26 protein-coding genes are annotated in these 24,992 nt (G+C 62.8%); 16 read left to right on the top strand and 10 right to left on the bottom strand.

The window, feature by feature from the left end; all coding sequences use genetic code 11:
• The first annotated feature begins 87 nt into the window (after positions 1 to 87).
• On the top strand, positions 88 to 1,002 hold the full coding sequence (locus tag AT395_RS13810; RefSeq protein ID WP_048629512.1) for a LysR substrate-binding domain-containing protein: 915 nt from the start codon (positions 88 to 90) through the stop codon (positions 1,000 to 1,002).
• 15 nt (positions 1,003 to 1,017) lie between these two features.
• On the opposite strand, the gene AT395_RS13805 is transcribed toward AT395_RS13810, so the two are convergent.
• From AT395_RS13805 to AT395_RS13785, 5 genes are all read right to left on the bottom strand, one after another.
• Entirely contained in the window at positions 1,018 to 1,857 is an 840-nt protein-coding gene (locus AT395_RS13805; RefSeq protein ID WP_042116030.1) for a bifunctional allantoicase/(S)-ureidoglycine aminohydrolase, read from the bottom strand.
• A gap of 163 nt (positions 1,858 to 2,020) precedes the next feature.
• On the bottom strand, positions 2,021 to 3,247 hold the full coding sequence (locus tag AT395_RS13800) for an amidohydrolase family protein (protein WP_042116029.1): 1,227 nt from the start codon (positions 3,245 to 3,247) through the stop codon (positions 2,021 to 2,023).
• Positions 3,248 to 3,527: 280 nt separating this feature from the next.
• A complete protein-coding gene (locus tag AT395_RS13795) occupies positions 3,528 to 4,052 on the bottom strand; it encodes an AidA/PixA family protein (RefSeq protein ID WP_042116028.1) in 525 nt (174 codons plus the stop codon).
• Positions 4,053 to 4,159: 107 nt separating this feature from the next.
• Complete coding sequence (locus AT395_RS13790) at positions 4,160 to 4,663, bottom strand: inclusion body family protein (RefSeq protein ID WP_042116027.1); 504 nt, start codon at positions 4,661 to 4,663, stop codon at positions 4,160 to 4,162.
• A gap of 348 nt (positions 4,664 to 5,011) precedes the next feature.
• Positions 5,012 to 5,665: a GntR family transcriptional regulator gene (locus AT395_RS13785; protein WP_042116026.1), complete on the bottom strand. Its 654-nt coding sequence runs from the start codon at positions 5,663 to 5,665 to the stop codon at positions 5,012 to 5,014.
• 253 nt (positions 5,666 to 5,918) lie between these two features.
• On the opposite strand from AT395_RS13785, the gene AT395_RS13780 reads away from it, so the two are divergent.
• From AT395_RS13780 to AT395_RS13770, 3 genes are all read left to right on the top strand, one after another.
• The gene (locus tag AT395_RS13780) at positions 5,919 to 6,386 is read left to right on the top strand and encodes a VOC family protein (protein ID WP_224785718.1); all 468 of its coding nucleotides are present in this window, start codon (positions 5,919 to 5,921) and stop codon (positions 6,384 to 6,386) included.
• Between the two features lie 255 nt (positions 6,387 to 6,641).
• Positions 6,642 to 7,691, top strand: a complete 1,050-nt coding sequence (locus AT395_RS13775) for a porin (RefSeq protein ID WP_042116025.1) — start codon at positions 6,642 to 6,644, stop codon at positions 7,689 to 7,691.
• Between the two features lie 104 nt (positions 7,692 to 7,795).
• Entirely contained in the window at positions 7,796 to 9,598 is a 1,803-nt protein-coding gene (locus AT395_RS13770; RefSeq protein WP_048629511.1) for an LVIVD repeat-containing protein, read from the top strand.
• Between the two features lie 142 nt (positions 9,599 to 9,740).
• Here AT395_RS13770 and AT395_RS13765 read toward each other — a convergent pair whose 3' ends face one another.
• Positions 9,741 to 10,733: a 2-hydroxyacid dehydrogenase gene (locus AT395_RS13765; RefSeq protein WP_048629510.1), complete on the bottom strand. Its 993-nt coding sequence runs from the start codon at positions 10,731 to 10,733 to the stop codon at positions 9,741 to 9,743.
• Positions 10,734 to 10,844: 111 nt separating this feature from the next.
• Between AT395_RS13765 and AT395_RS13760 the strand changes: the two genes are divergently transcribed.
• The 9 genes from AT395_RS13760 to AT395_RS13720 all read left to right on the top strand — a co-directional run bounded on the left by AT395_RS13760 (position 10,845) and on the right by AT395_RS13720 (position 19,852).
• Positions 10,845 to 11,843: a fumarylacetoacetate hydrolase family protein gene (locus AT395_RS13760; RefSeq protein ID WP_224787583.1), complete on the top strand. Its 999-nt coding sequence runs from the start codon at positions 10,845 to 10,847 to the stop codon at positions 11,841 to 11,843.
• 37 nt (positions 11,844 to 11,880) lie between these two features.
• Positions 11,881 to 12,906 (top strand): ABC transporter substrate-binding protein, encoded by a 1,026-nt coding sequence (locus AT395_RS13755; protein WP_042116022.1) that lies wholly within the window; start codon positions 11,881 to 11,883, stop codon positions 12,904 to 12,906.
• Between the two features lie 34 nt (positions 12,907 to 12,940).
• Positions 12,941 to 13,498: a VOC family protein gene (locus tag AT395_RS13750; RefSeq protein WP_042116020.1), complete on the top strand. Its 558-nt coding sequence runs from the start codon at positions 12,941 to 12,943 to the stop codon at positions 13,496 to 13,498.
• Positions 13,499 to 13,525: 27 nt separating this feature from the next.
• A complete protein-coding gene (locus AT395_RS13745; RefSeq protein ID WP_048629509.1) occupies positions 13,526 to 14,269 on the top strand; it encodes an ABC transporter permease in 744 nt (247 codons plus the stop codon).
• Positions 14,266 to 15,135, top strand: a complete 870-nt coding sequence (locus AT395_RS13740) for an ABC transporter ATP-binding protein (RefSeq protein ID WP_053086396.1) — start codon at positions 14,266 to 14,268, stop codon at positions 15,133 to 15,135. The genes AT395_RS13745 and AT395_RS13740 overlap by 4 nt, the downstream gene beginning before the upstream one ends.
• A gap of 56 nt (positions 15,136 to 15,191) precedes the next feature.
• Entirely contained in the window at positions 15,192 to 16,079 is an 888-nt protein-coding gene (locus tag AT395_RS13735) for an alpha/beta hydrolase (RefSeq protein ID WP_224787582.1), read from the top strand.
• A gap of 86 nt (positions 16,080 to 16,165) precedes the next feature.
• Positions 16,166 to 17,071: a dihydrodipicolinate synthase family protein gene (locus AT395_RS13730; protein WP_042116017.1), complete on the top strand. Its 906-nt coding sequence runs from the start codon at positions 16,166 to 16,168 to the stop codon at positions 17,069 to 17,071.
• A gap of 81 nt (positions 17,072 to 17,152) precedes the next feature.
• Positions 17,153 to 18,412, top strand: coding sequence for a porin (locus tag AT395_RS13725; RefSeq protein WP_048629508.1), 1,260 nt, complete (start codon positions 17,153 to 17,155; stop codon positions 18,410 to 18,412).
• A 30-nt stretch (positions 18,413 to 18,442) separates the two neighbouring features.
• Positions 18,443 to 19,852 carry an amino acid permease gene (locus AT395_RS13720; RefSeq protein ID WP_042116015.1) on the top strand — a complete coding sequence of 470 codons (1,410 nt, stop codon included), beginning with the start codon at positions 18,443 to 18,445 and terminating at the stop codon, positions 19,850 to 19,852.
• A gap of 68 nt (positions 19,853 to 19,920) precedes the next feature.
• Here the strand turns inward: AT395_RS13720 and AT395_RS13715 are convergent, their stop codons facing one another.
• The gene (locus AT395_RS13715; RefSeq protein ID WP_125347344.1) at positions 19,921 to 20,460 is read right to left on the bottom strand and encodes a hypothetical protein; all 540 of its coding nucleotides are present in this window, start codon (positions 20,458 to 20,460) and stop codon (positions 19,921 to 19,923) included.
• Between the two features lie 167 nt (positions 20,461 to 20,627).
• On the opposite strand from AT395_RS13715, the gene AT395_RS13710 reads away from it, so the two are divergent.
• From AT395_RS13710 to AT395_RS13700, 3 genes are all read left to right on the top strand, one after another.
• Positions 20,628 to 21,320: a class I SAM-dependent methyltransferase gene (locus AT395_RS13710; RefSeq protein ID WP_042116014.1), complete on the top strand. Its 693-nt coding sequence runs from the start codon at positions 20,628 to 20,630 to the stop codon at positions 21,318 to 21,320.
• 7 nt (positions 21,321 to 21,327) lie between these two features.
• A complete protein-coding gene (locus AT395_RS13705) occupies positions 21,328 to 21,789 on the top strand; it encodes an Rrf2 family transcriptional regulator (RefSeq protein WP_048629506.1) in 462 nt (153 codons plus the stop codon).
• A 90-nt stretch (positions 21,790 to 21,879) separates the two neighbouring features.
• Positions 21,880 to 22,251, top strand: a complete 372-nt coding sequence (locus tag AT395_RS13700; protein ID WP_042116012.1) for a GFA family protein — start codon at positions 21,880 to 21,882, stop codon at positions 22,249 to 22,251.
• A 101-nt stretch (positions 22,252 to 22,352) separates the two neighbouring features.
• On the opposite strand, the gene AT395_RS13695 is transcribed toward AT395_RS13700, so the two are convergent.
• The 3 genes from AT395_RS13695 to AT395_RS13685 form a co-directional block, all read right to left on the bottom strand.
• On the bottom strand, positions 22,353 to 22,640 hold the full coding sequence (locus AT395_RS13695; RefSeq protein ID WP_042116011.1) for a YciI family protein: 288 nt from the start codon (positions 22,638 to 22,640) through the stop codon (positions 22,353 to 22,355).
• Positions 22,641 to 22,798: 158 nt separating this feature from the next.
• Positions 22,799 to 24,127, bottom strand: coding sequence for an NAD(P)/FAD-dependent oxidoreductase (locus tag AT395_RS13690; RefSeq protein WP_042116010.1), 1,329 nt, complete (start codon positions 24,125 to 24,127; stop codon positions 22,799 to 22,801).
• Positions 24,128 to 24,157: 30 nt separating this feature from the next.
• Positions 24,158 to 24,925 carry an ABC transporter ATP-binding protein gene (locus tag AT395_RS13685; RefSeq protein WP_042118514.1) on the bottom strand — a complete coding sequence of 256 codons (768 nt, stop codon included), beginning with the start codon at positions 24,923 to 24,925 and terminating at the stop codon, positions 24,158 to 24,160.
• Positions 24,926 to 24,992 lie beyond the last annotated feature (67 nt).

Here is a 24,992-nt window from a genome sequence, read left to right as displayed (position 1 = left end):
CCCCGGCAACGCCGGAAACCCCAGTTGCCGGGGGTTCGTCGCACGTGATACAAGTGCAGCCATCCATCGACAATGTAAATACTTCACATGGCTGGCAGTGCAAAATCGAATCGACCGCTCTTCGATCTGGATCTGTTGCGCTCGATCATCATGGTCGCCGACTGCGGCGGCTTCACGACGGCGGCGGCGCGCTTGCATTCCACGCAGTCCACCGTGAGCCAGAAGGTGAGGCGCCTCGAAGACATGGTCGGACACCAGTTGCTCGACCGTGGCAATCGCGAAGTGCACGCCACCGATGCTGGCGAAATGCTGCTCGGCTACGCGCGGCAAATGCTTGCGCTCAACGACCAGATGTTCGAGGCGCTTTCGGGCGCGGTCGTGGCCGTGACGGTACGCCTCGGTGTGCCGGAGGACTTCGCCACAGGGACTACCACGCAGGTGCTCGCACGTTTCAACCGGCAGTATCCGCAGGTCAAACTCGAAGTGACGAGCGGCCTGAGCCGCGATTTGCTCGGCAGCTACGATCATGGCGAACTCGATCTCGTGCTGGTCAAGCAACATCGCAACAGTCGTGAATCGGTGGCGAGTCGCCCCGAAAAGCTCGCATGGATCGATAGTGCGAAGCACCCGTCGTTTGGGCGCGATCCGGTGCCGCTCGTGACCTTTCCCACGCGCGGGCTGTATCGCGACGACATGATTAACGCGCTCGAGGCGATGGGGCGCAACTGGCGCATCAGCTTCACCAGCTCGAGTCTGAGCGGTATTCAGGGCGCGGTGGCCGACGGGATGGGTATCAGTCTGGTGCCGCCCCGCGCGGTGCTGCCGGGGCACGTGGTGTTGGGGCGTGCGCAAGGGCTGCCGGTCATCGACACATTCGAACTGGCGATCTTTCACCGGCCGACAGCCGACCCGATGGTGAGCGCGCTCGCCAAGGTGCTGGTGACAATGCTGGAATCGAAACCGCGCGCATCGAAGTCATCGACACGCGCGATTAAGAGATGACAGCGCCGACCGAGATTACTTCGGTTGTGCGCCCAGCGTCAGGTTCATGTGACGGTTGACGTCTTTGTACAGCAGGTAGCGGAAGGGGCCGGGGCCGCCAGCGTAGCAGGCTTGCGGGCAGAAAGCGCGCAGCCACATGAAGTCACCGGCTTCGACTTCTACCCAGTCCTGATTCAGGCGATAGACGGCCTTGCCTTCGAGCACGTACAGGCCGTGTTCCATCACATGCGTTTCCGCAAACGGAATCACGCCGCCGGGCTGGAATGTCACGATATTCACATGCATGTCGTGGCGCATGTCCTGAATGTCGACAAAGCGCGTGGTCACCCAGCGGCCCTCGGTGCCGGGCATCGCGATCGGCTCGACGTCCTGCTCGTTCTTCACGAACGGCTCGGGATACGGCAGACCCTCTACGGCCTGGTAATGCTTGCGAATCCAGTGGAAGCGCGCGGTGCTCTGGCTCTGATTGCGCAGTTGCCAGTCGGTCGCTGGCGGAATGAAGGCGTAGCCGCCCGGCGTGAGCTTGTTGGCTTTCCCCTGGATCGTCACCGTGATTTCGCCTTCGACGACGAACAGCACGCCTTCCGCCTTCTCGTCCTGCTCCGGCTTGTCGCTGCCGCCACCGGCACCGACTTCCATGATGTACTGCGCAAACGTTTCGGCGAAGCCGGAAAGCGGACGCGCGAGCACCCACAGGCGCGTGTTGTCCCAGAACGGGAGATGGCTCGTGACGATGTCGCGCATCACCCCCTTCGGAATGACAGCGTAGGCTTCGGTGAACATCGCGCGGTCGGTGAGCAGTTCCGTTTGGCCCGGATGCCCGCCATGCGGCGCGTAATACGTGGTCTTCGACATAACTGATTGCTCCTGAGTCATTCTGGTTTTTCTCCCCATCGTTTGCCGCCGGGCGCTTTGGCTACCGCCTGTACCTGGGGGCACGCACAGACAGTTTCGCCTTGGCGCGACAAACGCGAGCGATGCCGTCGCCTTGCACAGGCGGCGGCATCGCGCATGACAGTCAGGTCGGGGCGGACCCTGCTGTGTCCTGAAGCAGGGCGGGGTCCAGCGCAAGTTGCGCCGGGCCGCCCCAGTAACGTCCGTGACGAATGACGGCGCGCGCAGCGGGTGCGGCGGCCACCGCTGCGGCGGCGTTCGGCGCATCGAACACAACGAAGCTTGCTTCGTTGCCGGCGCGCAGGCCGTAGTCCGCCTTGCCGATCACGGCAGCGGCGGCGTCGGTGGCCATGTCCAGCGCGACGCGCAGGTCGTCGTCGGTATAGAAGCCGGAGCGATAGCCGATGAGCATTGCACGTTGCAGCATGTCGCCGTTGCCATACGGCCACCAACTGTCCTGAATATTGTCGTTGCCCGTGAAGACCCGCACCCCTGCCTCGCGCAAGCGAAGAATAGGCGGGAACGCGCGATCGCCGGGCGCGTTGGTCATGATGGACACACCGGCGTCGGCCAACGCGCGTGCGACGGTGTCGAGTTCTGCAAGCCCGATGTCGCCCAGACCGTAGGCGTGGCTCACCGAGACACGGCCCTGCAAACCGGCGGCCTGGGTGCGCGCGGCTATGCGGTGCAATTGCGCCAGACCGATATCGCCGGGCTCGTGCAGATGGATGTCGATCTTCGTGCCATGCTTCTCGGCGATGCCGAAAATCACGTTCAGTTGCCCATGAGGGTCGCCGTCGAGCGTTGTGGGGTCGATACCGCCCACCACCTGTACGCCCTCGCGCACGGCCGCTTCGAGTACGTTGGCCGTGCCGGGGCAAGTCATCACCCCCGCCTGCGGGAAGGCGACGAGTTCGATATCCAGCAACTCGCGCCACTTCTCGCGCATGGCCATGACGGCGTGCAGGTGCGTGAGACCGGTGCTGGCGTCGATATCGACGTGGCAGCGCATGGCAACGGTGCCAAACGACACGGTTTGCCGCATGAGGGCGTCGGCACGTTGTTCCATTGGCGCGGCGGCGGCGAGTTCCTGCTTCTCGGCAGCGAGACGCTCACGCAGCGTAGTCGCGGGACGGTGCGCGCGCCATCGGTCGCCGACGAAACTCTTGTCCAGGTGGATGTGACCATCGACAAAGCCCGGCAGCACCAGCTTGCCTTGCAAGTCGATGACTTGTGCGCCAGCGGTGTCGGGCGTTTGCGCGCCAACGTATGTCAAGCGGCCGTCGCGGACGGCGAGGGTGAGGGGGCTGCCGTCGGCACCGACGGCGCCCACGAAAACACGGTGAGTCATGGACCGGCCTCTGTACTGCCCGGGGCCTCGCTGGCGCTGCATTTCACGGGTTGGCGCAGCCGCGCCGCGGGGTCTCGTGGGGGGTGAAACTGCGGGGAAAGACTAACAAGATAGCGAACCGGTCACACATCGACAAATTAAATATCAGAATGCATAGCATTCGATTTCCAAATAGTTTGCGACAGTGAGTTTGTCTTGGCGGTTCCGATGTGAGAAAGCGCCGGCATGCGGCGCTTTTCGGGAGTTCGAGGCAGGTTGATGCCGGTGCATGTCGTGCATGTCATGGCACAACTACCGGCAGTGACCATCGGAAACGGGCGAGTACATTGGCATCGCGATCCGTGACAATGGCTTCGACGCTCAGATGAGCCGCGCCGCTTGCCACAACATCGGCTTGCCAGAAGGCGTCGGGCGCTTCGCGGGCAATGGGCTCCTGCGGTGCGGCGGCTTGAGGCGCGTAGCGCATGGCGTGCTCGTGCACATGCATTTTCAGGTCGGCCAGTGTCGATTCGTCGTCCACTGCGAGTTGGAGCAGCACGGCGTGCTCGCCGCGCATGGCAAGCGGCGTCCACCGGAACCGGAGGCCGTCGCCGGGGCGAACGTCGACCGGCCACGGCGCCGCACTTACGCCTTCGAGCGCCTGCTTGCCGGACGCGAGCCCGTAGCAGCCTTCACCTTCGATGGCGACGGGGGCGTCCGCCGCATCGGGGTGCCGATCGAGCAGCGTCATCGTATCGATCACAAGCAAAACATCGGCGATGGCGCGAGAGTCGTTGCTAGCACAGTCAGTTCGTGCGTCGGACATGGGCGTTCCTTGCCGTGGGTCGTCGTAATATCGCTGCGAACCGTTGCTGCGATCCGGCACCCTGCATTGCAGCGTTGCGCAGGAGACGGATCGCAGCCCGGCGTGGATCAGTGATTGCGGATGGTGATGAACGGGTCCCACTGGTAGCAACCGCACAGATTGCCGCTGCGGTCGAGAATCATGAATTGGAAGTGATACGTCACGCGACCGGTCTTGAGCGTTTCGCAAGACCAGAAGTAGTTCGAGCACTTTTGCTTCTTGGGCTTGGTCGGGTCCGGCGGGTTCGGCACAGGCACCGTGACCTCGGCTTCGCGCGGCGAGGGCGGAGAGATCAGTTCATTGCCCTGATTGCCGACGAACTTGTAGAAGATGCAGGATTGCTCGAAGCCCAGGGAGAGCGAACTCTCGCGCCACCGGATGACGTCTCCGACCGTGGCTGCAACATCCAGCTCACCGCCGGCCTGCCCGCTTACTACATTGTTTTGCGTCACGATCATGAAGACATGCTTGAAGTCGATGACCGGTGGATTCGCCATGCTGGAGTTCTTGCCGTAACGGTCGACAATCGTCTTGGTGTCGATGCTGACCAGAACATCGGTAATTTCTGACATGTGTTTCTCCACGAAAGACTGAGTTGATTGCCGTCGATCTGGTGCCACGACGGCGTCGAAGACAGCGGCTTGCTGGCCGTGTGCGAAACGCCGGAGCGCGTTCCACCGATGGAGCGTAGGGAGCGGGCAGACGATGTTCAACCACTCGGGGATTGCGCGAGATAAGTAACATCTGCGCGCAAACCCCCGCGGCGACAGGGATTGCCGGGCGCGCTCGGGCGGTCACCAATCGGGGAATTGGAGCCCGGTAACCAAAACAGCCCATGCGCGCGTTGCGGGCATGGGCTGCGTCACCGTTTTCGAGGTGTCGGCCGGGGGGAAGAGGTAAGGCGACCCGGCCGGGGAGGGTCAGCCGAGCTTGCGGCTGTGTTGCAGGCGTTCGAGTACGTGGATACTCAGGCGCGCCGTGTGACTGCGCATGGCGTTGTAGGCAGCTTCGGCGTCGGCCGCCAGCACGGCCTCGACAACGCGCTCATGCTCGTCGAACGATACGGAGAAGCGTTCTTCAACGTCGGACTGCGCCGCGCGGAAGGGCGCCAGACGGTCGCGATGACTGTCGATGAGCGCCATCAGCGTTTTGTTTTGCGTTCCTGCGCTGAGCAACTGATGGAACTCGCGGTTCAGCGCAAGATAGCCTGCTTCGTCGCCTGCATCCATGCATTGCTTGCTCTGGATGTGAATCATCTCGAGCTGCTTCTTCTGCATCGCGCTCATACGTTGGGCACTCAGGCGACAACACAGGGCGTCGAGTTCGCACATGGCTTCAAGCATGTCGGAGAGATCGTCGACGCTGATGCTCGCGACAACACCCCCTTTGTGCGGCGTGAGTTCAATGAGTCCGCGTGCGTTGAGTTCGCGCAGCGCCTCGCGAATCGGCGTGCGCGAGGCCTTGAAGCGCTCGGCCAGTGCGACTTCTTCCAGCTTCTGCCCCGGCGGCAGGCGTCCGTCGATGATCTCGCCCGTCAACACCCGGCAGATTCGTGCGGCAATGGTTTCAGCCATGCTTATCTATCTCGCTCCGTGGATGCGTCTTTTGATTGGATTGTATACATGGGGATTATACGGGTATTTTTTCAGAGACTTGTGGCTGGACGGTGCATTCGGCGCCATGCATCTGACGGAAATGGCCTTCGGTGTTGTTGCATGCATTCAAAAAATACGTTTTTGAATGCAATATGCTGAGATAGTATACATAAAGCCTCTGCCGGAGGTTCCGGCACGAGCTGATATCTCAATCCGAAGGAGACATTTCATCATGGCCAAACTGCGTCACATTGCGCTTTCCGTACCCGATCCCTGGAAAGCGGCCGAGTTCTACATGCAGGCGTTCGACTTCAAGAAAGTGGGGGAAACGGATTCGTCGCTCGCCCGGGGCGTCTATCTCTCGGATGGCGTCATCAATCTGGCGTTGCTCAACTACAAGAACGACGAAGCGGCGGGGGATCGTGGCCGCGAGTACGTGGGATTGCATCACATCGGCATCTGGGTCGAGGACGTTCAAGCCACGCGCGAAAAGATCGAAGCCGCGGGCGGCCGCTACTACATGGGCGAAGTGCCGGTGAAGAGCAACATCTTTTACGAAGTGAAGTTCTTCGACCCGAACGGTGTGATCTTCGACGTGACGGCCCACGGCTGGGGCGGTGCATCGAAGGACGGTTCCGGCACGGACAACGCTCCGAAGCTGCGCCATGAGGGATTGCAGGCCGATCGCACAGGACTTTGATCTCGCGTCGCGGCGATCGCCGCGATTGTCCGTCAGCCTTTTTACCCCGCCGGTCATGCCAACCGGCGGCGGCCATCGCGTATCAGGGGTTACCCGCTATAAAAAAATCGCCCGTTTGTATAAGCAAATAGCGGTAGAAATTCAATTTCTTTGCTATGTATAATCATTGTAAAGATTGTATACATACAACGGGCGAGCGGCAGACATCCGGTCGGGAGCGCCGCAAATAAAAAACGAGAAATCTCAGGAGACAGCATGAAGAAGCGAGTGGTGTGTGCATTGCTACTGGGCGCAATGCAAGGCGGTGCTTACGCGCAATCGTCCGGGGGCGTAACGCTCTCGGGGTTCGTGGACCTGAACATGGAGCAGTTGTGGGGATCGGGGGCGAACGGCGGCAAAGTGACGAGAATGTCGAGCGGCGGCCTGAACAACTCTCGCTTCAATCTGAGCGGTTTCGAAGAACTGGGTGGCGGCAACCGCGCGTTCTTCACCTATGAGCCGATGTTCTCGGCGAATAACGGCACGCAGTCGACGCAGGCGCGTCAATCGTTCGTGGGATTGAAAGGACCGTGGGGCGAGTTCTCGCTGGGCCGACAGTTCACGCCATCGTACTGGATCGCAGGGTACGCCGACCCGAGCTGGGCGGCCGACTTCAGTATGGTCAACAACATGGAGTTCTTCTACGCCTCGTATCGCGTCGATAACTCGATTCAGTACAACACGCCGCGCTGGAACGGGCTGATGGGGCGCTTCATGGCGACCACCGGCGTGGGCGACGGCACCCGCTCCGGGCGCTTCTACTCTGCCGGCCTCGAATATCGCAATGGCGGCATCTTCCTGGGGGCCGTAAGCGAGTTGCAATATACGCGCGACATCTTCTCGTCGAGCCAGATCCGGTCCTCGCGTGACAACTACTTCGCGGCGACCTACAAATTCGGCGATGTTGAGCCGACCCTGATCTACCACACGTACAACGGCTATTACGCTTATCCCCCCTATGTCGCGTTCAACGTGCGCGGGTGGGACGTTCAGGCGGGCGTGCGCTACGCACTGACCGACCGCCACCGCTTCTACGCCAGCTTCGTTCACCGTCAGGACGACGACAACAAGGCGCTGTCGAATGCCAACGGCTTCGTCGTCGGCTACATGTACGGCTTGTCCAAGCGCACCACCCTGTACGCAACGTATGCCCGTGTTCAACACAGCAACGACACCACGGTGCATTACCCGGTGACGTTCCAGGTCACCCCGACGGGAACGCAGAACCCCTCGGGTGTGCAGCTTGGCATTCGTCACGCGTTCTGATCGGCGCCATCTGAATCCGTACTGAATCCACACATTACGTCGCCAGCACTGCCGGAAGTCGGAGAGGCGCTGGCGAGAGAACTTTTGAGACGAAGGAGGAAGACATGTTTCGCAAGCAGACACTCGGCGTTTCGTTGACTGCCACGGCAGTACTCGCGGCGCTCACGATGACGCTCGCGGCTCACGCGTCGGCGCCGGAAAGCGCACCGGCCGCGCCCGCTGCGGCACCGTCCGACGCGCAGCCCGCAGGCACGCCCGGCACGCCAAACGTCAAGGACCCTTATTTGGCCGGCTGGCTGCGCCTCACGCCGGACCGGGAACCCAAGCCGCTCAAGCCCGGTGTCGACTACGGCATGGACCCGGCGACAGGTAAATTCATCTGGCCGAAAGCCACGCCAGAGGTGCACACCGGTCAGCGCTTCCCCGGCGAGATGACGTCGTGGGACAAGAAGAGCTATACGAAGAACGTGAAGGTGCTGGCGTTCTACCCCGGTGTCGATTCGCCGTTCCACGCCTGGAACAACATCGCAGACTTCAATGGCCGGCGTTATCTCTACATTCATGACCGTGACTACCTGCGCATCATGGACGTGACCGATCCGGCCAACGGCAAGGTTGTGTATTCGAAGGGGGGCGTCTGGGGGCCGAAAGGATCGAGCGAGAAGTTCGACCCGAACAACGTGCAGGATTATCTGGGTGGCGCCACCATCGTGTGGAACAAGAAGCTGGGCAAGCCGATTCTGGTGGCGTCGTTCGAAATCGGCCGCTATGGGCTCATGACGGATAAGTCGAAGCAACCCGACAAGGTGGCGGCGCAGCGAAACTACAACGCGCTCAAGGGTTTCAAGGTCTTCGAGATGGATGGACCGCTGCCCTCCGACTGGAAGCTGATCGCCACGCGCACGACCGACTACAAGCACCCGAGCGCCCCGGTGGGCCAGCAACAGGGCTCGGGTTCGCTCGATTCGCCGGAGTTCTACGGCGGCAAGTACATGATTCTCTCTGCCGCGCCGGACGACAGCTACGCACTCACCGAATACCCGAACTATCTCTACTCGCCAGGCTATCAGGTGTGGGACATGTCGGACCCGGCCAATCCGAAATTCCTCTCGCAGATTGCGGTACCGGGGCAGATTCTCGGCAACGCGGAGCATGAGCAGGCCTATTTGCAGAACCCGCGCGCGGGCAACCGTACGTCGTGGATGGGCTCGCGCATGCCGATCTTCCTGCCCAAGCCGCTGGAGCAGGGCGGCAAAGTGGGCTTCGGCGCGATGGGCGGTCTGGGCCTGTGGTCGTTCGACTTGTCCGATCCGGTGCATCCGAAGGTGTTGGGCAATGTGAACACCGCACCGAGTTTCGCGGGGACCGAGTACGACAACGCCGATGTGAGCCAGTACGAGCGCACGGGTTACGTGCTCACCAGCGGTTATCCGATGAACCGCGACTGCTATGAGCCGTATAAAGACATCTTCGTCGTCGACGCGCGCAACCCCGCGAAGATGAAGGTGGCAGCGAAGTTCCCCGAGCCCGAAATTCCCGAAGGCGCGCCGTTCACGAGCTTCTGCCAGCGTGGCGGTAACTACGGGCCGAAGCGCTCGAATTCCATCGGTCAACCGGGCACGTGGCGTCAGGGCATTGTGCCGTATTCGTTCTACAACGCCGGTGTGCAGATTTTCGACGTGAAGGACCCGGCCAAGCCGCGTATTGCGGGCTACTTCGTGCCGGGGCTGGCCGATGAGACCGAACTGCCCGTCTACACGCTGGGCAAGGGCGTGTTCGCGATGTACACCGAGTACGACCGCAACATCATGTGGGCCTTCACCGAGAACGGCGCCTACGCGCTGTCGAGCCCGCTGCTCGGTGAGCCGGTGATGGGCGCCCCGGCGAAACCCTGGCCGGCACGGTAAGCCTCGCGGCATTGCGACAGGGCGGCGCGACACGTCGTGCCGTCGCCGCCGACGACTTCACAGGGCCTCCAAAGCGTGAAGTGTTCGAAGCGGGCAACCTCCGATGGTCTCCCGGTTGCCCGCTTCTTTTTTTCCAAACGCTTTAGCGCTCGCTACGCGGCTCGGTGGCACCGGGGGCGGCGATGGTATTGACGGCAGCGGGCAAGGCCACGCCCGACAGATGCGCGCGGATATTGGCGAGCAGCAGATCGATTTGCGCTTGCAGAGCGGCAGGCGAGCGGCCGGAGACATGCGGCGTGAGCACTACGTTCTCGAGCATGCGCAGCGCCGACGGCACTTCCGGTTCGTGTTCGAAGACGTCGAGCGCAGCCCCTGCAATCACGCCGTCGCACAGCGCCTCGATCAATGCCGTCGTATCCACGACACTGCCCCGCGCGACGTTGACGAGGAAGCCGTTAGCGCCGAGCCGCGCCAGCACGTCGGCGTTCACGAGATGATGCGTCGCCGGGCCGCCGGGGCAGGCGAGTACGAGGAAGTCGCTGGCGTCGGCCAATGCGAGCACGTCGTTGAAATGGCGCCAGCGGCAGTCGCTGCGCGCCGTGCGCGTGTGATAGCCGATCGCCATGCCGAAGCCTTCGGCCCGTGTTGCGATGGCCCGCCCGATGTTGCCCAGGCCGACGATACCGAGCTGCGCGCCATGCAGCGTTGGGCGCGGTGCACGGTACTTGGCCCAGCCGCCAGCCTTCACGGCGCGGTCGAGCACGACGAGCCCGCGCGCGCTCGCAAGCATGAGCGCAAGCGCGTGATCGGCCACGGTCTCGCCATTGGTGTTCGGTGCGTGCGCGACAGCGATGCCGCGTGCCGTGGCGGCCGCGACGTCAATGTTCTCGTAGCCCGCGCCAAAAGCGCAGACGAGTTCGAGTTGCGGTAGCGCGTCCATTTGAACCGCGCTCAAACCGGTGGTGCCGTTGGTCAGTACGACCCGCACGGCAGAGGCTATGTCGGCGTTGCCGAGGTCGTCGAGGCGTGAATGACGCGCGTCGACATCGTGCAGACGAAGGCCTGCCGCGAGCAGTTGGGCGCGGGCTATCGGTTCTAGCGGAATCAGGTTGAGAAGCAACGGAGCGTCGTTCATGAGGGCCTTAATCGTGTCGATGGATAGGATTGAAAAATAAAATACAAACCAGTTGCTATGTATACATATGCTATGTATTGTATCTTCACATAGCAATCAAAAAGACAACCGATGCGTGAGATCGCCGTCGGTTTCCCGAAGGAAGACAAGGAGGAAGGTGTGGCCTGGTTTGGTATCGCAACTTATGAATCGCTGGCGCCGGGAGCAGGCGCACAACGTCGCACGGCACTGGTGCAACATGGCCGTCTGTACGATATGGAAGCTGTGCTGCGCCACATGGGCGCCGATGAAGGTTGGCTCGCGGCGCAAGATCTCACGGCGTTGCTCTCGGACTGGTATGTCCATGGCGAAGCCTTGAGCGCCGCAGTGCATCAGGCGCTGGAAGCCGGTGTGCCGGCCAAAGTGGGGGCGTTGGCAAGCGCCGATTACCGCCTGTGCGTGCCATACCAGCCGGGACGCATCTTCGCGACCGCGTCGAACTACTACGAACACGCGGCCGAAATGGGCACCAAGCTCGCGCCGCGCAGCGAGAGTTCGCCGTACATGTTCATGAAAGCCGAAACGAGCGTGACCGCGACCGGCACCGATGTGGTGTTGCCCCCGCATGCCGAGCGGGTCGATTGGGAGGTGGAGCTGGCGGTGGTGATTGGCCGTCCCGGCCGCCATATTCCGGTGGAACAGGCACATGAGTGGATCGCTGGCTATACGGTCATCAACGACGTGAGTGCGCGCGACCTGAATCGCCGCACCGACTATCCGTTCACGCACGACTGGTTTCGCGGCAAGAGTTTCGATACCTTCGCTCCTCTGGGGCCGTGGTTTGTGCCGCGCGACGTCATTCGCGATCCCCAGAACCTGCGCATGACGCTGTCGGTGAACGGCGAAACGATGCAGGACGACACGACGGCAGGGATGATCTTCAACATTGCGGAGCAGATCGCCTACCTGTCCGGCATTCTCACGCTCAAGCCCGGCGATCTGATCGCCACGGGCACGCCGACCGGCGTGGGCATGGGACGTGGCGTGTATCTCAAGGCGGGTGACGTGATGGTGGCGGGTATCGAGGGCATTGGCGCCATTGAGAACCGCGTCGTGGCACAGCGCACATAACAAAGGCCGCTCATGGGGCGGTCAGGAGGAGGCAGCAATGCAGCAGTGGCAGTGGGCAACGCGCTGGTGGAAAGCGCTCGCATGTGCCGGGGCGATCGGAGCTGTGGGCGCGAGTGCCCTGTGGGCGACGCCTGTCGCCGCGCAGGAGAAAGTGAAGTTCAACCTCTCATGGCTGCCGCAGGGCAGTACCGGCGGCGTACTCGTCGCCATCAACAAGGGCTATTACCGCGATGCCGGACTGGAGGTCTCGGCCATCGTCGGCCACGGCGGGCAGCGCACCGTCAATGAAGTCGATCAGGGCCTGTTCGAATTCGGCTACGGCGATCCGATCAGCGTCATGCTCAATCGGGCGCAAGGCGGCAAGACGAAAATGGTCGGATCGATCAACGCGGTCTGGCCGGGCGCTATCTGCTATCTCGCCAAGCCGGGCAGGACCATCGCGAAACCCGCCGATCTCAAGGGCCTGTCGATGGGCGGCGGCGGGGCGTCGCCGTTGCAGAACATCGTGCCCGCCTGGCTCAAGGCCAATGGTTTGCCGCCAACGTCGGTCAAGCTGCTGCGACTCGATCCGTCGACCATCAATCCGTCGTTCCTGCAAGGCCGCGTGGACCTGACTGAGTGCTGGGAAGGCGCGAACCTGCCGGTGCTCAAGTCACTTGCCGCCAAGCAGGGCCGCGAGATCGGTTCGCTGCGCTATCGCGACTTCGGGCTGGACATGGTTGGCAACGGCATCGTCACGACCGAGAAGATGATCGAGCAAAAGCCCGACGTCGTGCGCCGCTTCGTGCAGGCGACGTATCGGGGCTATGCGTGGATGCGCGAGCATCCGGAGGAATCGGCCGGTGTAATCGCCTCGCAGTACCCCATGCTCGACAAGCAGGTCATGGTCGAACAGATCCGTCAGATCGGGGTGCTGGAGACCGATCGGGAGACGCAAGGGCATAAGCCGGGCTGGTTGCCGGTGCCGCGCATGGAGTCCACCGCGAAGTTCGTGCGCGATGCCTTCAATCTTGCGCCCACGCTCAAGGCTACCGATATCTACACCAATCAGTTCGTCGAGTGACGGTCCCCGAATAGCTGCAATGCAAGGAGTCGAGATGACAAGCCCCAAACCCAAGCTCAACCCGAAGCGACTCGGCCATCTGGTACTGGTCGTGCGCGATATCCAGAAGTCGGCGAAGTTCTATACCGAAGTGCTCGGCCTGACGGTTTCCGACTGGATTGGCGACCAGATGGTGTTCCTGCGCGCCGGTTCCGATCACCACGATCTGGCGCTTTCGCAGATTCCGAAGGACTCGCCGGACATCGACGATCTGCCACGCTACGGCCGTCCCGGCATGGAGCACTTTTCCTATCTCGTCGACAGCGTCGAGGAGATGGAGCAGGCGGTCGACGTGCTGCGCGCTCACAACGTCGAGATCGTGCGCGGTATCGGGCGTCACGGGCCGGGTGCTAACTATTTCCTGGTGTTCAAGGACCCGGACGGCAACAACGTCGAACTGTATTGCGAGATGACACAGATCGACGACGAACACCCCTACGAAGCGAAGGTGTGGGAGCGCTCCATCGAGAGCTTCGACCGCTTCCGTTTTGAGCGCTTCGTCGTGCCGCCCCCGCCGGGAATGGTCAAGGACAAGTCGGGCGGCCGCGCGTAGCGCCCGATATTCCGGAGGAGACATCGAATGAAACGCATCGCACAGACGATCGTATTTTGGGGCGTATTGCTCGCCCTGTGGGAGATGGCCGTCACGTACTTCAAAGTGCAGTCGTACCTGATGCCGCCGCCATCGGCGATCTTTCGCGCCGCGTGGGAGGTGCATCCTCAGATGCTCGCCGACACCTGGGTCACCACGGTCGAAGTGCTGACGGGCTTCGTGGCGGCGGTCGCGGGTGGTCTGGTGATCGGTGTGGTCATCAGCTACAGCGCATTTGCCCGCCGCACGCTTTATCCGCTTGTCACGGCATTGCAAAGCATGCCGAAGATCGCACTTGCGCCGCTGATGATCGTGTGGTTCGGGTACGGCTTTGCTTCGAAGCTGGCCTCGACCTTCCTGTTCGCGTTTTTCCCGGTGGTGGTGGCAACGATGGGCGGTCTCGCCTCCGTTGCCCGCAATCTCGACGAGCACTTCCGTGCGCTCGGCGCGAGTCCGTGGGACACCTTCTGGCGTCTGTACCTGCCGGCGGCGCTGCCGGCGTTTGCCGACGGACTCAAGATTGCCATGCCGCTCGCAGTGATCGGCGCCATCGTTGGCGAGTTCATTGGATCGGAAGAAGGGCTGGGGCACCTGATCGTGTTCGCGTCGGCGGCTGCACGGACCGACGTGATGTTCGCCGCCATTCTCATGGTGACGCTCCTGGCCGTGGTGCTCTACTGGGTCATCGAACGTTTGGCGCGCTTTGTCTGGTGGCGAGGGATCAACGTATGAGTACCGTGACGAAAACCGTAACGCAACTCCACGCGGCGCGGCACGCCGGGCAGACCGACGAAATGCCCGCGACGCCGGCCACGGCAGTGCTGCCGCAAAGCGCCATGATCGAAGTGCGTCACGTCGACAAGACGTTCGCCGCCAAGCAGCGCAAGGCCTCGCCCGTGAGAATTCTGGACGACGTGTCGCTCTCGATCGCAGATCGCGAGTTCGTGTCGATTCTCGGGGCGAGCGGTTGCGGCAAGAGCACACTGCTGCGCATTGTGGCGGGACTGGTGCCGCACGACGGCGGCGAGGTGCGCGTGGCCGGACAGCGCGTGGCGCGTCCCGTGCCCGAGATCGGTGTGGTGTTCCAGACGAGCAATATGCTGCCCTGGCTCACCGTTCGGCAAAACCTGCTGCTGGGCACTCGTCTGCGCAAGATTCCGAAGGAAAAGAGCGAGCCTCGTGTACAGGCGCTGCTCGACATGCTGGGACTTGCACAGTTTGCCGATCATCACCCGCATGAGTTATCGGGCGGCATGCGCCAGCGCGCGTCGATCGGTCAGATTCTGGCGCTCGAGCCGAAGGTACTGCTCATGGACGAGCCCTTCGGTGCGCTCGATGCGCTCACGCGCGACAACCTGAACGTCGAACTGCTGCGCATCTGGCAGGAGCACCGGCAGACAGTGTTGCTGGTGACGCACAGTATCGAGGAAGCCGTGTTCCTCTCCGACAGGGTGATCGTGATGTCGGCGCGGCCGGGGAAAATTCAGCAAGAAGTCGTCATCGACCTGCCGAGACCGCGTTCGCCACAGACGATCAAGCAGCATCCGCGTTACGCCGGGTACATTGCGCAGCTCTCGCAGTTGATGGGGGTCTACTGATGGGCGGGCAGACCCTTCGGACGAGTACGGCGGGCTGGCAGGCGGCACGAGCGCAAATGCGCACGCTCGGCCCGCGCTGGGCCGACGACATTGCCGCCGGCCGGCGTGTTGTGCTCGAGACCTACACGCCGCTGCTGGCCGAGATGCCGGGCGATGGCTATACCGTTGTGCGCGATCTGGCCTATGGACCTCACGCGCGGCATCGGCTTGACGTCTATCGTCCCGATTCGACGCGGCACGCCCCGGCGCCGGTCGTCGTGTTCGTGCACGGCGGCGGGTTCGTGCGGGGCGACATGAACGCCAACGCGCAGATTTACGGCAACTTGCCGCGATACTTCGCGCGTCACGGCTGTGTGGCAGTGAACGTGGAGTATCGGCTGGCGCCCGAAGCCCCGTTTCCGGGCGGCGCGCAAGATGTGGGGGCTGCCATGCGATGGGTGCGCGAGCATATCGGCGAATACGCGGGTGAGGGCGGCGCCGATCTGACGCGCATTTTGCTGATCGGTCATTCGGCGGGCGGCTCGCACGTTGCGAGCTATCTTTGCGACCCACGCGTGCGGCCTGCGCAGCCAGAGGTGGCCGGCACCGTGCTGATCAGTGCGCGTTTGCGCGCAGATGTGCTGCCCGACAATCCGAACGCACCGGGTGTTGTGGCGTACTACGGCGAGAACCCTGAGCGGCACGCGTCGGACGCCCCAATGGCACATGCCGACGCCATGCCCGTGCCCGTCATGATCGTGGTTGCGGAGTTCGAGAATCCCCATCTCGATACCTACGCGCTCGAGTTCTGTCACCGGCTGTCGCAACGAGACGGCCACGCGCCGCGCTTCTGTCAGGTGCGTGACCACAACCATACGTCGGTTGTGGCGCACATCGATTCGGGCGACGACTCGCTCGGCCGCGAAATCCTGCAATTCCTGCACGAAATCAACCCATCGCCCTGATGCGGTGCGCGTCTGCCTGAGCCGCTGAGCCGCAAGGCTCGGCACCGGCAGCGCCGTTCATCTCTCTCTCCCTCTTAGGAACTGTCATGGTCGATCACGAATTGACCGGGGCGTTTGCGCCCGTCGTCACGCCGTTTCACGCGGATCTGACGCCGGATGCCCCCCGTTTTCTCGCGCATTGCGAATGGTTGCTCTCTCACGGCGTGGGCCTGGCCCCGTTCGGGACCAATAGCGAAGCAAACTCGCTGGGTGCCGGCGAACGCATGGCACTGCTCGATCATCTGGTCGAGCATGGGCTCGACGTGCGCCGCATGCTGCCGGGCACGGGTTGCTGCTCGCTAACCGAGACAGTCGCACTCACGCGTCACGCCGTGGCACGCGGCTGCGCCGGCGTACTCATGCTCCCGCCGTTCTTCTACAAAGGCATCGCCGACGACGGTTTGTACGACTACTACGCTCGGGTGATCGAGCAGGTCGGTGACACCCGTTTGCGGCTGTACCTCTATCACATCCCCGCACTCTCGGGCGTGCCGATCACATTGCCGGTGATCGAGCGCTTGATTCGAGACTTCCCGCAAACGGTCGTCGGCATCAAGGATAGTTCGGGCGACTGGAACAACCTGAGTGCGATGCTCGATGCTTTCCCCGGTTTCGGCATCTTCCCGGCATCGGAGTCGCTCGTGTCGCGCGCGTCCGCCAGGGGGGCGAAGGGCTGTATTTCGGCGACGGTCAACATCAATCCGCAGTTGATCGGACGGTTGTGCCGCGAGTGGTCGTCCGCAGACGGCGCCGCACTTCAGGCACAGGCCGATGCCGTTCGCACCATTGTGCAATCCTTCCCCATGATTCCGGCGCTCAAGGCGGTGCTGGCATCGCATCGCGACGACCGGGCTTGGGCGCAGTTGCGTCCGCCGCTCAGTGCGCTGACGAGCGAGCAACACGCGCGGCTGCACGCGGCGTTGGCCGCTTGCGGTTTCGCGTTACCGGGTTAAGCGACCATGCGCGGCGCGTTGCGGGATCGAGGGGCATGTCGTGGTTTCCTGCGTCACGGTTCGACGCGGCCTCGCGCCGGCATGCACGGCACCCTGCTGGCGATGGCCTTGGGCATGGGCGCTTGCGAGGTATCGCAGGCGCAGGTGCAAATCTATGGACACCTCACGCCGATGACAGACTGGGTCAGCGTGAGCGCACAACAGGTACCGGCGTCTGCGCCGCGTCCGACTCAGGCGCCGGCGGGCGCCATCAACGCGCCGACGGCGAGCGGCACGCGCATGATGTCGGGCATTTCGTACTTCGGCATGCGCGGCAAGGAGGACCTTGGCGACGGATATGCGGCGATCTGGCAGATCGAGACGCCCGTGTCGATCGACGGCAAGTCGACCGGTTCCATCGCAGGGCGCAACTCGAACGTGGGGCTGAGCGGACCGTTCGGGACGGCGTTTCTCGGCAACTGGGATACGCCGTATCAATGGTCGACGCTCTCGGTCGGCTCGCCGGTGAGAAATCCGTACACCGGCGATCTGAGCACGATCCTGAGCAATCCCGGCTTCAATGTGCCGAACACAACGACACAGTCGGGGCGTGTGGGTAACGCGGCCGACGCCACGTTCAACCGCCGTCAGGGCAACAGCCTTCAGTACTGGTCACCGGACTGGGCGGGGTTCCACATGCGGCTCTCGTATTCGCTCTCGCAGGGCGGCATGACCACGCCCGCAGGCAGCATTTCGCCGCAAGTGTTCGGTGCCGGGCTGGAGTATCTGAACGGCCCGCTGCGCGTGCGCTATGCGTACGAAATGCATAAGGACTACTTCGGGCTGGCGTGGCTCGGCGCGCCGCCCTCGGCTAATCCGTCCAATCCCGGCTCGCGTGCCACGGGCTCGCGCGACGACGCGCACAAAGTGCTGATTGTCTTCACTTATGCGCATACCAAATGGGTCGCGGGGTGGGATCGGCTGACCTACCGCACCGACGACGGCACCACGGGCAACCTGAACCGATACCAGCGCGACGCGTTTTACGCGATGGTCCAGCACTGGTTCGGCGGCGGTCAGCATTCCGTCTGGCTCGGTGGCGGCTATGCGATGAACGGTGCGTGCTCGCGTACGGGGGGCGCGGTGTGCAACACCGATGGCCTCGGCGCGACGCAGCTCAACCTTGGCTATCGCTACGACTTCTCGCGCCGCACCGACGTCTATCTCGCCTACTACCAGGTCATCAACCGCGTGTGGGGCAGCTACGGCTTTTCGCCGCGCCCGACGATAGGCAACGGCGTCAATGCGCCGCCGGGCGCGCACTACCGGGGCATCGGCTTCGGCATCGAACACAGTTTCTAAACACGACTTTCGGCATTACAGGAGACAACCTTGAGTACGACACAACCGGGCTTCGACAGCATTGTCGAGCGAGAAAAAGGGCTGCATCGCGGCCTGAGCAGCGGGCAATTGTCGATGATTGCCATTGGCGGGGCGATCGGCACGGGCCTCTTTCTGGGCAGTGCGTTCGCCATCGGCTTTGCCGGACCGAGCGTGTTGCTGAGTTACGCCATCGGTGGCGCCATCGCGCTGTTGCTGATGGGGTGTCTGGCGGAGATGACGGTCGCGCATCCGACGTCGGGATCGTTCGGTGCCTATGCCGAACATTACATCGGGCCGCTGGCGGGGTTTCTGGTGCGCTATGGGTACTGGTCGTCGATCGTGTTCGCCGTCGGCACTGAGGTCACGGCCATCGCTGTGTACATGAAGTACTGGTTCCCGGCGGTGCCGGGCTGGTATTGGATCGTTGGCTTCTCGGCCGGACTGATCGGCATCAATGCGGCTAGCGTCAAGGTGTTCGGCGCGGTGGAATACGCGTTCTCGATGCTCAAGATCGTGGCCATCGTCGTGTTCCTGATCCTTGGGGCGTATGTCGTTTTCCGTGCGCCGCAAGCCAGCGGCATCGGGCTCGCCAACTACACCTCGCATGGCGGATTTTTCCCGAAGGGCGCGTGGGGCATGTGGGTGGCGGTCATCGTGTCGATCTTCAGCTATCTGAGCATCGAAATGATCGCGGTGGCGGCGGGCGAGGCGCAGGACCCGCAGCGCGCGATTACGCGTGCCTTCCGCGCGACGATGTTCCGGCTGGTGTTCTTCTATCTGCTCACGCTGGCGCTCACGCTTGCCGTCGTGCCGTGGAGTTCGGCGGGCGAAGACGGCAGCCCGTTCGTCAAGGTAATGGCCGCCACGCACATCCCGGGTGCGGCAGGCGTCATCAATCTGGTGATTCTCGTGGCGGCACTCTCCGCGATGAACAGCCAGCTTTACATCACGACGCGCATGATGTTCAGCCTGTCTCGCGCCGGCTACGCGCCGCGACGCTTCGGCGAGGTCAGCCGCAATGGTGTGCCGGTCGCGGCGCTCATGCTGTCGACCATCGGCATTGCGTTGGCCGTGGCGCTGAACGTGCTCGCACCGCAGGCGTCGTTCACGCTGATGATGTCCGTCTCGATGTTCGGGGCGATGTTCACTTGGCTGATGATCTTCGTGACCCACTTGTACTTCCGCCGTGCGCACGATGCGAAGTCGCTCACGTTCCGCATGTGGGGCTATCCGTACGCAAGTCTTGCCGGGGCGCTGCTCATGCTGGCAACACTCGTCACGACGTATTTCACCGACGAGTTCCGCATGACGCTGGTGTACGGCGTGCCGTTTATCGTGGCGCTGTCGGCGATCTATGCCGTGTGGTATCGCCAACGGGCGGAAGTGCCTGCATCGAATGCGCAGGGACAGGAGGGGTAAGCCGTTGGGTGGACCGTGGCCGCGACGACATTGTGCTGTCGCGGCCGAAGACACCGCTTAGTGGCCGTTTAGACGTTCAGACGCGACGGGTCGATTTCGAGCCGTGTGCGCTTGCGGATTTCGCTTTGCGTCGCGTTGGCATCGTCGTCCGGGGCATTCGTGGCCGATGTCTCGGAGTGAGCCGCGTCGTTCCTGAGTAGAGTTTGGAGCAGCGGCGTCAGGTCGATGTTGCTCGCCCCCGAAAGCGGCGTCGTCACGTCGCTTACGAGCCTGGCCAATTCATAGCGCATGACTTGCGTCGACTGGCTGGCGGTGCGGCGTGCCTGCGCACGAGCCAGCAGTCCGTCGCGATAGCCGATATCGATCTCGCTGCTTGCCGAGTCCTGAACCTTCACATACTCGTAGTTTTGCGACTTCGGGTCGGTCGTCAGATTGAGCGGCACGCCGGCCCAGAGCGAGCGGTGGTAGCTCGCGGAAAGCGTGGCTTGCGTTTGCTGGGTAATGGTGCGATTGAGGGTGTCCTGGCCACCGATCTGCGTGCGCTGCGAGATCTGGTAATCGAAAGCATCGAACTCCGACACGCGCATGGGGTTGGGCGCTTTCGGCACCTGCCAGTGTTTAGCCTCGCCTGTCAATTTCCGCGGGGGCGCAGTGTTGCGCAAGCGGCTTGCAGTCGATCCCTGCCGGAGACGCTGATCGGGCCCGTGCTTGCACGGCATCTCTGCTTCATGGCATTATGAAACACCAAAAGTTACATTAAGGCGGGAGTCGGGCCATGCAACCAGACACGCTAGCGATGTTCGACCAGCACGCAGCAACGTACGATCAGACCTGGCAGGCCATGGCGCCCTTGCGCGAGGCCATGCAACTGGTGCTGGATAATGTCTTTGCAACGTTGCCGGAAGCGGCCCGTGTGCTATGCGTCGGTGCGGGCACCGGGGCGGAGGTTCTGTATCTCGCCGAACGCCACCCCGGCTGGCGCTTCACTGCCGTGGAGCCGTCCGGGCCGATGCTCGAGGTATTTCGCCGTAAGGCCGAGGTGCAAGGTATCGCATCGCGCTGCGAGTTTCATCAGGGGTATCTCGATTCGTTGCCGGCGATGGCGCCGTTCGACGCTGCGACGTCGATCCTTGTCTCCCAGTTCGTGACCGATCCGGTCGAGCGTCGGGGGTTCTTCCGCGGCATTGCGGAACGGTTGCGCCGGGGCGCCCCCCTCGCGAGCGCCGACCTGGCATGCGAGATGACGTCGGACGAAGGCCGGCGTTTGCTCGACGTCTGGTTCGAGATGATGTCGGTGAACCCGGAGGCGCGTGAGCGAGCGAAAGGGATCTATGGCTCGCAGGTTGCCGTGGTCCCACCCGAGGCAGTGAGCGAGCTAATCCGGGAGGGCGGCTTCGACGCACCGGTGCGCTTTTTCCAGAGCGGCCTCATTCATGCGTGGTTCGCGCGTCAGGCACTGGATCGTTGAGGTTACGATGAGGAGCGATAGCCGTCTTTCACGCATGTTGCACGTCTTGCTCCATATGGCGCGGCACGACGCTCCGTTCACTTCCGAGCAGCTCGCGCAGATGCTGCGCACGAACCCTGTGGTGGTCAGACGCACCATGGCAGGCCTTCGCGACGCAGGCTATGTGCGCTCCGGCAAGGGGCACGGCGGAGGATGGTCCATCGCCTGCGACCTGCGCGATGTCACACTGCTCGACATTCACCGCGCCGTGGGCGGGCCGCACATCTTCGCCATTGGTGTGGAGAGCGACGCCCCGGAATGCGCCGTCGAGCGGGCAGTAAATGCGGCGCTCGACGGGGCGTTGCGCGAGGCGGAGTCGATCCTCATCGCGCGGCTGGGAGCGATCTCGCTGGCCGACCTCGCGCAGAACTTCGATGTGCTCTGTCGGCAGCACGAGTTGTCGCGTCACTTGTCCGGTGCGACGGGCTAGGTGATACCGAAACACCGGAAGGCGACGCGCAGTGATACAAATGCAGTCAGTGACCGCGCCAACGCCGCGGGCTTACAGGAGGGTCACACTATGTCATCTGAATGGTTGCAAGGGTCCTGTCACTGCGGGGCGGTTCGCTTCGAGGTCCAGACGCCGGTCGAGCCGGCCTCGCGCTGCAATTGCAGCCTCTGCCGGCGCAAGGGGGCATTGATGACGCCGGCCTTTCCCGAGGCCAATCTGCATATCCTGTCGGGCGAGGAAGACCTGACGTGCTATCAGTTCAACACCCGCGTCGCCCGTCATTACTTCTGCAAGCATTGCGGTATCTACCCGTTTCATGCATCGCGTACGTCGCCCGGCATGTGGCGGGCGAACATCGGTTGTCTGGAGGGTGTCGATCCCTACGCACTTGACGCGACCGTGGCCGATGGCCAGACGCTTTCCGTGGTGGAAGACGCGTGAGACGTCTGCCACGGATGCCCCCGCGTCAGACGAGAGTCACGAGGTACAGGCGCGGCCTGCGGAAACGTCGAGAACCGGAGACGGCGGGCCGCGCGCCCCGATCAGCGCAGATCGGCGATTTGCGGATGGAACTTGACCGGGTCGAACGTCACGACACGATAGTCGGCCAACGCGTGAATCTGGAACGGGTCCTGTGCAAGGATTGCGTCGAGTTCGTCGCGCGAGACCTTGCCGGACACAATGATGACGCCGCCATTGCGCGGCTGCTTCGGCCCGGACGCAATGAACAATCCGCGCGCGTACTGCGTGTCGAGGAATTGGCGGTGGGCTTCGAGTTGCGCGTCGATGGCGCTGGCGGATTGCACGTAAGTCAGTTCGACGATGTACATCTGAGGGACCCTATTAAAAAAGCGGCATCTGCCGCATCAGGGAAGTGTAGCAATTCGTTTGCCGGCATGCGCATCGCGCCGCGCTCACCGGCTGCCGTGACTTCGCAGGGCTGATGTCGCCCCGCCGGCGGCGCGGTGTGCCTGGCGGACGGTCTCGCCTAGCGCTCGAGCCCGGCGCGATGCTTCTGATATTGAATTGCAGAGACGATTGCCACGCGGCGGATCGGCTCGGGCGGCAGCCAGGTTGGCCGCTCGAAGCCCAGCGCGTCGGACAACTCCGGCGATTGTTGCCCGCAGGCCATCTCGCCGAGCAGTTTGCCGAACATGCTGCCCTTGAGCACGCCTGCGCCATTACAGCCAAGCGAGGCGAACAGGTTCTTGCGAATTTCGCCGAAATACAGCGCGCCGTTGCGGGTCAGCGCCGTCACGCCGCCCCAGACATGCTCGAACTTGTGCGAAGCCATTTGTGGATAGCGGCGGCGATACGCGTCGGTGAGCATGGCGCTGACGTCGCTCATCGGGCGCTCCTTCTCGTAAGAATACGCACTGCGCACCACAAAGCGACCGCCGAGGGTTTTGCGTAGCGTTGTGCCGAGCCGGTTCGCCGGAATCACCCCCCACTCAGGGGCCGGCCCCAGCTTGGCAAGCTCGTCGGTAGAGAGCGCAGGGGTCATGGCCGCGTACGTGTAAATCGTGAATACGCGATCGCGCGCGAGTCCCAGCTTGCGAGCGAAGCCGTTGTTCGCGACGATCACCTGCGTGGCACTTAGTGTTGTTGTGGCGGTCGTCACCGTGAAGGGGCCGTTGCCATCAAGCGATACCACGGGTTCGGTCTCCCACAGCCGGACATTCGCAGGCAGGCTATCGGCCAGACCGCGCACGAGCGCTGCGGGTTGCACGAAGACATTATTGTCCGAGTGATAGCCGTAGCCGTAATAGTCCGTGCCGATTTCGCTTTGCAGTGCGTCGCGCGACAGTTCCCGATACGTTACGCCCCACTCGCGGTATTGGGCGAGCGTGTCGCGCAATCGCTGCTCGCCGTCGGGCGTTGCGGCGGCGTGATACTTGCCGACGGGATTCCAGCCACAGTCGATGCCATGCGTCGTGACGAGTTCATGCAGCCACTTCAGACCGATGTCGTAGAGACGGATCTGCTTGCGCGCAACCTCCACCGGACTGCCGTGGCCGCCCATACCCGTGTTATGCGGCAGGTTGATGAGAAAGCCCGAGTTGCGTCCTGCCGAACCGTTGCCGACGGTCGTGGCGTCGATCACGAGTACCGTGGCGTCCGGGCGAAGTTCCGCCACACGACGCGCGGCGGCCAGACCGGTGAAGCCTGCGCCGATCACGATAACGTCGAAACTGCGCGCCAGAGGTGGCTTCGTGTGCGGGCTGCGCGACGGCAGCAGCGCGTTCCAGCCGGCGCCCGCCTGATAGGCGGGAAACGTATCCCGCGCGGGGCGAGAGGAAGTGACTTGATTGGACATGACGATAGAAATGCGGGGGCTTGCCGGAGGTTACGCGGCCTGACTTTCCAGACTGCGCATGACTTCGGTCTGTACGGTGTTCCAGATTTGCGACTTGAGTTCGTTGTAGCGTGGCGAGAGTTGGACTTGCGCGTCGCGCGGCATCGGCAAGTCGTTCGGCAAGTCACAGGCCACGCGTCCCGGGCGTGCGCTCATGATCACCATGCGAGTCGAGAGCATCAGGGCTTCGTCGATCGAGTGCGTGATGAAGACAATCGTTTTGCCGCTCTTCTGATAAATCTGGAGTAATTCTTCCTGCAACACCTGGCGCGTCATCGCATCGAGCGCGGCGAAGGGTTCGTCGAGCAGAATCACGTCAGGGTCGTTGGCAAGCACGCGGGCGATCGACACGCGCTGTCGCATACCGCCCGAGAGCGCCTTCGGAAAGCGATCCTCGAAGCCCTTGAGACCGACCATCTCGATGTAGCGGCGCGCCGTGGCGTAGCGGGTGGCCTTGTCGATGCCCTTCATCTTCAGACCGAAGGCCACGTTATCCAGCACATTGAGCCAGGGAAACAGCGCGTATTGCTGAAACACCATGCCGCAATGAGGATCGATGCCTTTCACCTCACGGCCATTCACGCGAATCCGGCCGGTCGTCGGCGCGTCGAAGCCGGTAATCAGATTGAGCAGCGTCGACTTGCCGCAGCCGGACGCCCCGAGTAACACCACGAACTCGCCGCGTGCAATATTCATATCCACACGCTCAAGCGCCTGAAAGTCGCCATAGCGCTTCGACACGCCGTCGATGGCGATCATGGTTTCGGCGTTGCGTGTGGAGTCACCTACGGGGAGGCGTTGCGCGTCAACGGGGGAATCGATGCGA

Origin of the sequence: Pandoraea apista, from assembly GCF_001465595.2 — a bacterium.
Taxonomy (GTDB): Bacteria; Pseudomonadota; Gammaproteobacteria; order Burkholderiales; family Burkholderiaceae; genus Pandoraea; species Pandoraea apista.
This window is presented reverse-complemented; position numbering and strand designations above follow the sequence as displayed.

Coding starts and splice junctions, on each gene's coding strand:
- AT395_RS13755 (WP_042116022.1), top strand. CDS start 11,881: ATGCAGCAGTGGCAGTGGGCAACGCGCTGGTGGAAAGCGCTCGCATGT.
- AT395_RS13690 (WP_042116010.1), bottom strand. CDS start 24,127: ATGTCCAATCAAGTCACTTCCTCTCGCCCCGCGCGGGATACGTTTCCC.
- AT395_RS13730 (WP_042116017.1), top strand. CDS start 16,166: ATGGTCGATCACGAATTGACCGGGGCGTTTGCGCCCGTCGTCACGCCG.
- AT395_RS13695 (WP_042116011.1), bottom strand. CDS start 22,640: ATGTACATCGTCGAACTGACTTACGTGCAATCCGCCAGCGCCATCGAC.
- AT395_RS13705 (WP_048629506.1), top strand. CDS start 21,328: ATGAGGAGCGATAGCCGTCTTTCACGCATGTTGCACGTCTTGCTCCAT.
- AT395_RS13700 (WP_042116012.1), top strand. CDS start 21,880: ATGTCATCTGAATGGTTGCAAGGGTCCTGTCACTGCGGGGCGGTTCGC.
- AT395_RS13810 (WP_048629512.1), top strand. CDS start 88: ATGGCTGGCAGTGCAAAATCGAATCGACCGCTCTTCGATCTGGATCTG.
- AT395_RS13770 (WP_048629511.1), top strand. CDS start 7,796: ATGTTTCGCAAGCAGACACTCGGCGTTTCGTTGACTGCCACGGCAGTA.
- AT395_RS13800 (WP_042116029.1), bottom strand. CDS start 3,247: ATGACTCACCGTGTTTTCGTGGGCGCCGTCGGTGCCGACGGCAGCCCC.
- AT395_RS13685 (WP_042118514.1), bottom strand. CDS start 24,925: ATGATCGCCATCGACGGCGTGTCGAAGCGCTATGGCGACTTTCAGGCG.
- AT395_RS13740 (WP_053086396.1), top strand. CDS start 14,266: ATGAGTACCGTGACGAAAACCGTAACGCAACTCCACGCGGCGCGGCAC.
- AT395_RS13795 (WP_042116028.1), bottom strand. CDS start 4,052: ATGTCCGACGCACGAACTGACTGTGCTAGCAACGACTCTCGCGCCATC.
- AT395_RS13790 (WP_042116027.1), bottom strand. CDS start 4,663: ATGTCAGAAATTACCGATGTTCTGGTCAGCATCGACACCAAGACGATT.
- AT395_RS13765 (WP_048629510.1), bottom strand. CDS start 10,733: ATGAACGACGCTCCGTTGCTTCTCAACCTGATTCCGCTAGAACCGATA.
- AT395_RS13775 (WP_042116025.1), top strand. CDS start 6,642: ATGAAGAAGCGAGTGGTGTGTGCATTGCTACTGGGCGCAATGCAAGGC.
- AT395_RS13780 (WP_224785718.1), top strand. CDS start 5,919: ATGGCCAAACTGCGTCACATTGCGCTTTCCGTACCCGATCCCTGGAAA.
- AT395_RS13725 (WP_048629508.1), top strand. CDS start 17,153: ATGCACGGCACCCTGCTGGCGATGGCCTTGGGCATGGGCGCTTGCGAG.
- AT395_RS13760 (WP_224787583.1), top strand. CDS start 10,845: ATGCGTGAGATCGCCGTCGGTTTCCCGAAGGAAGACAAGGAGGAAGGT.
- AT395_RS13750 (WP_042116020.1), top strand. CDS start 12,941: ATGACAAGCCCCAAACCCAAGCTCAACCCGAAGCGACTCGGCCATCTG.
- AT395_RS13735 (WP_224787582.1), top strand. CDS start 15,192: ATGCGCACGCTCGGCCCGCGCTGGGCCGACGACATTGCCGCCGGCCGG.
- AT395_RS13745 (WP_048629509.1), top strand. CDS start 13,526: ATGAAACGCATCGCACAGACGATCGTATTTTGGGGCGTATTGCTCGCC.
- AT395_RS13710 (WP_042116014.1), top strand. CDS start 20,628: ATGCAACCAGACACGCTAGCGATGTTCGACCAGCACGCAGCAACGTAC.
- AT395_RS13785 (WP_042116026.1), bottom strand. CDS start 5,665: ATGGCTGAAACCATTGCCGCACGAATCTGCCGGGTGTTGACGGGCGAG.
- AT395_RS13805 (WP_042116030.1), bottom strand. CDS start 1,857: ATGTCGAAGACCACGTATTACGCGCCGCATGGCGGGCATCCGGGCCAA.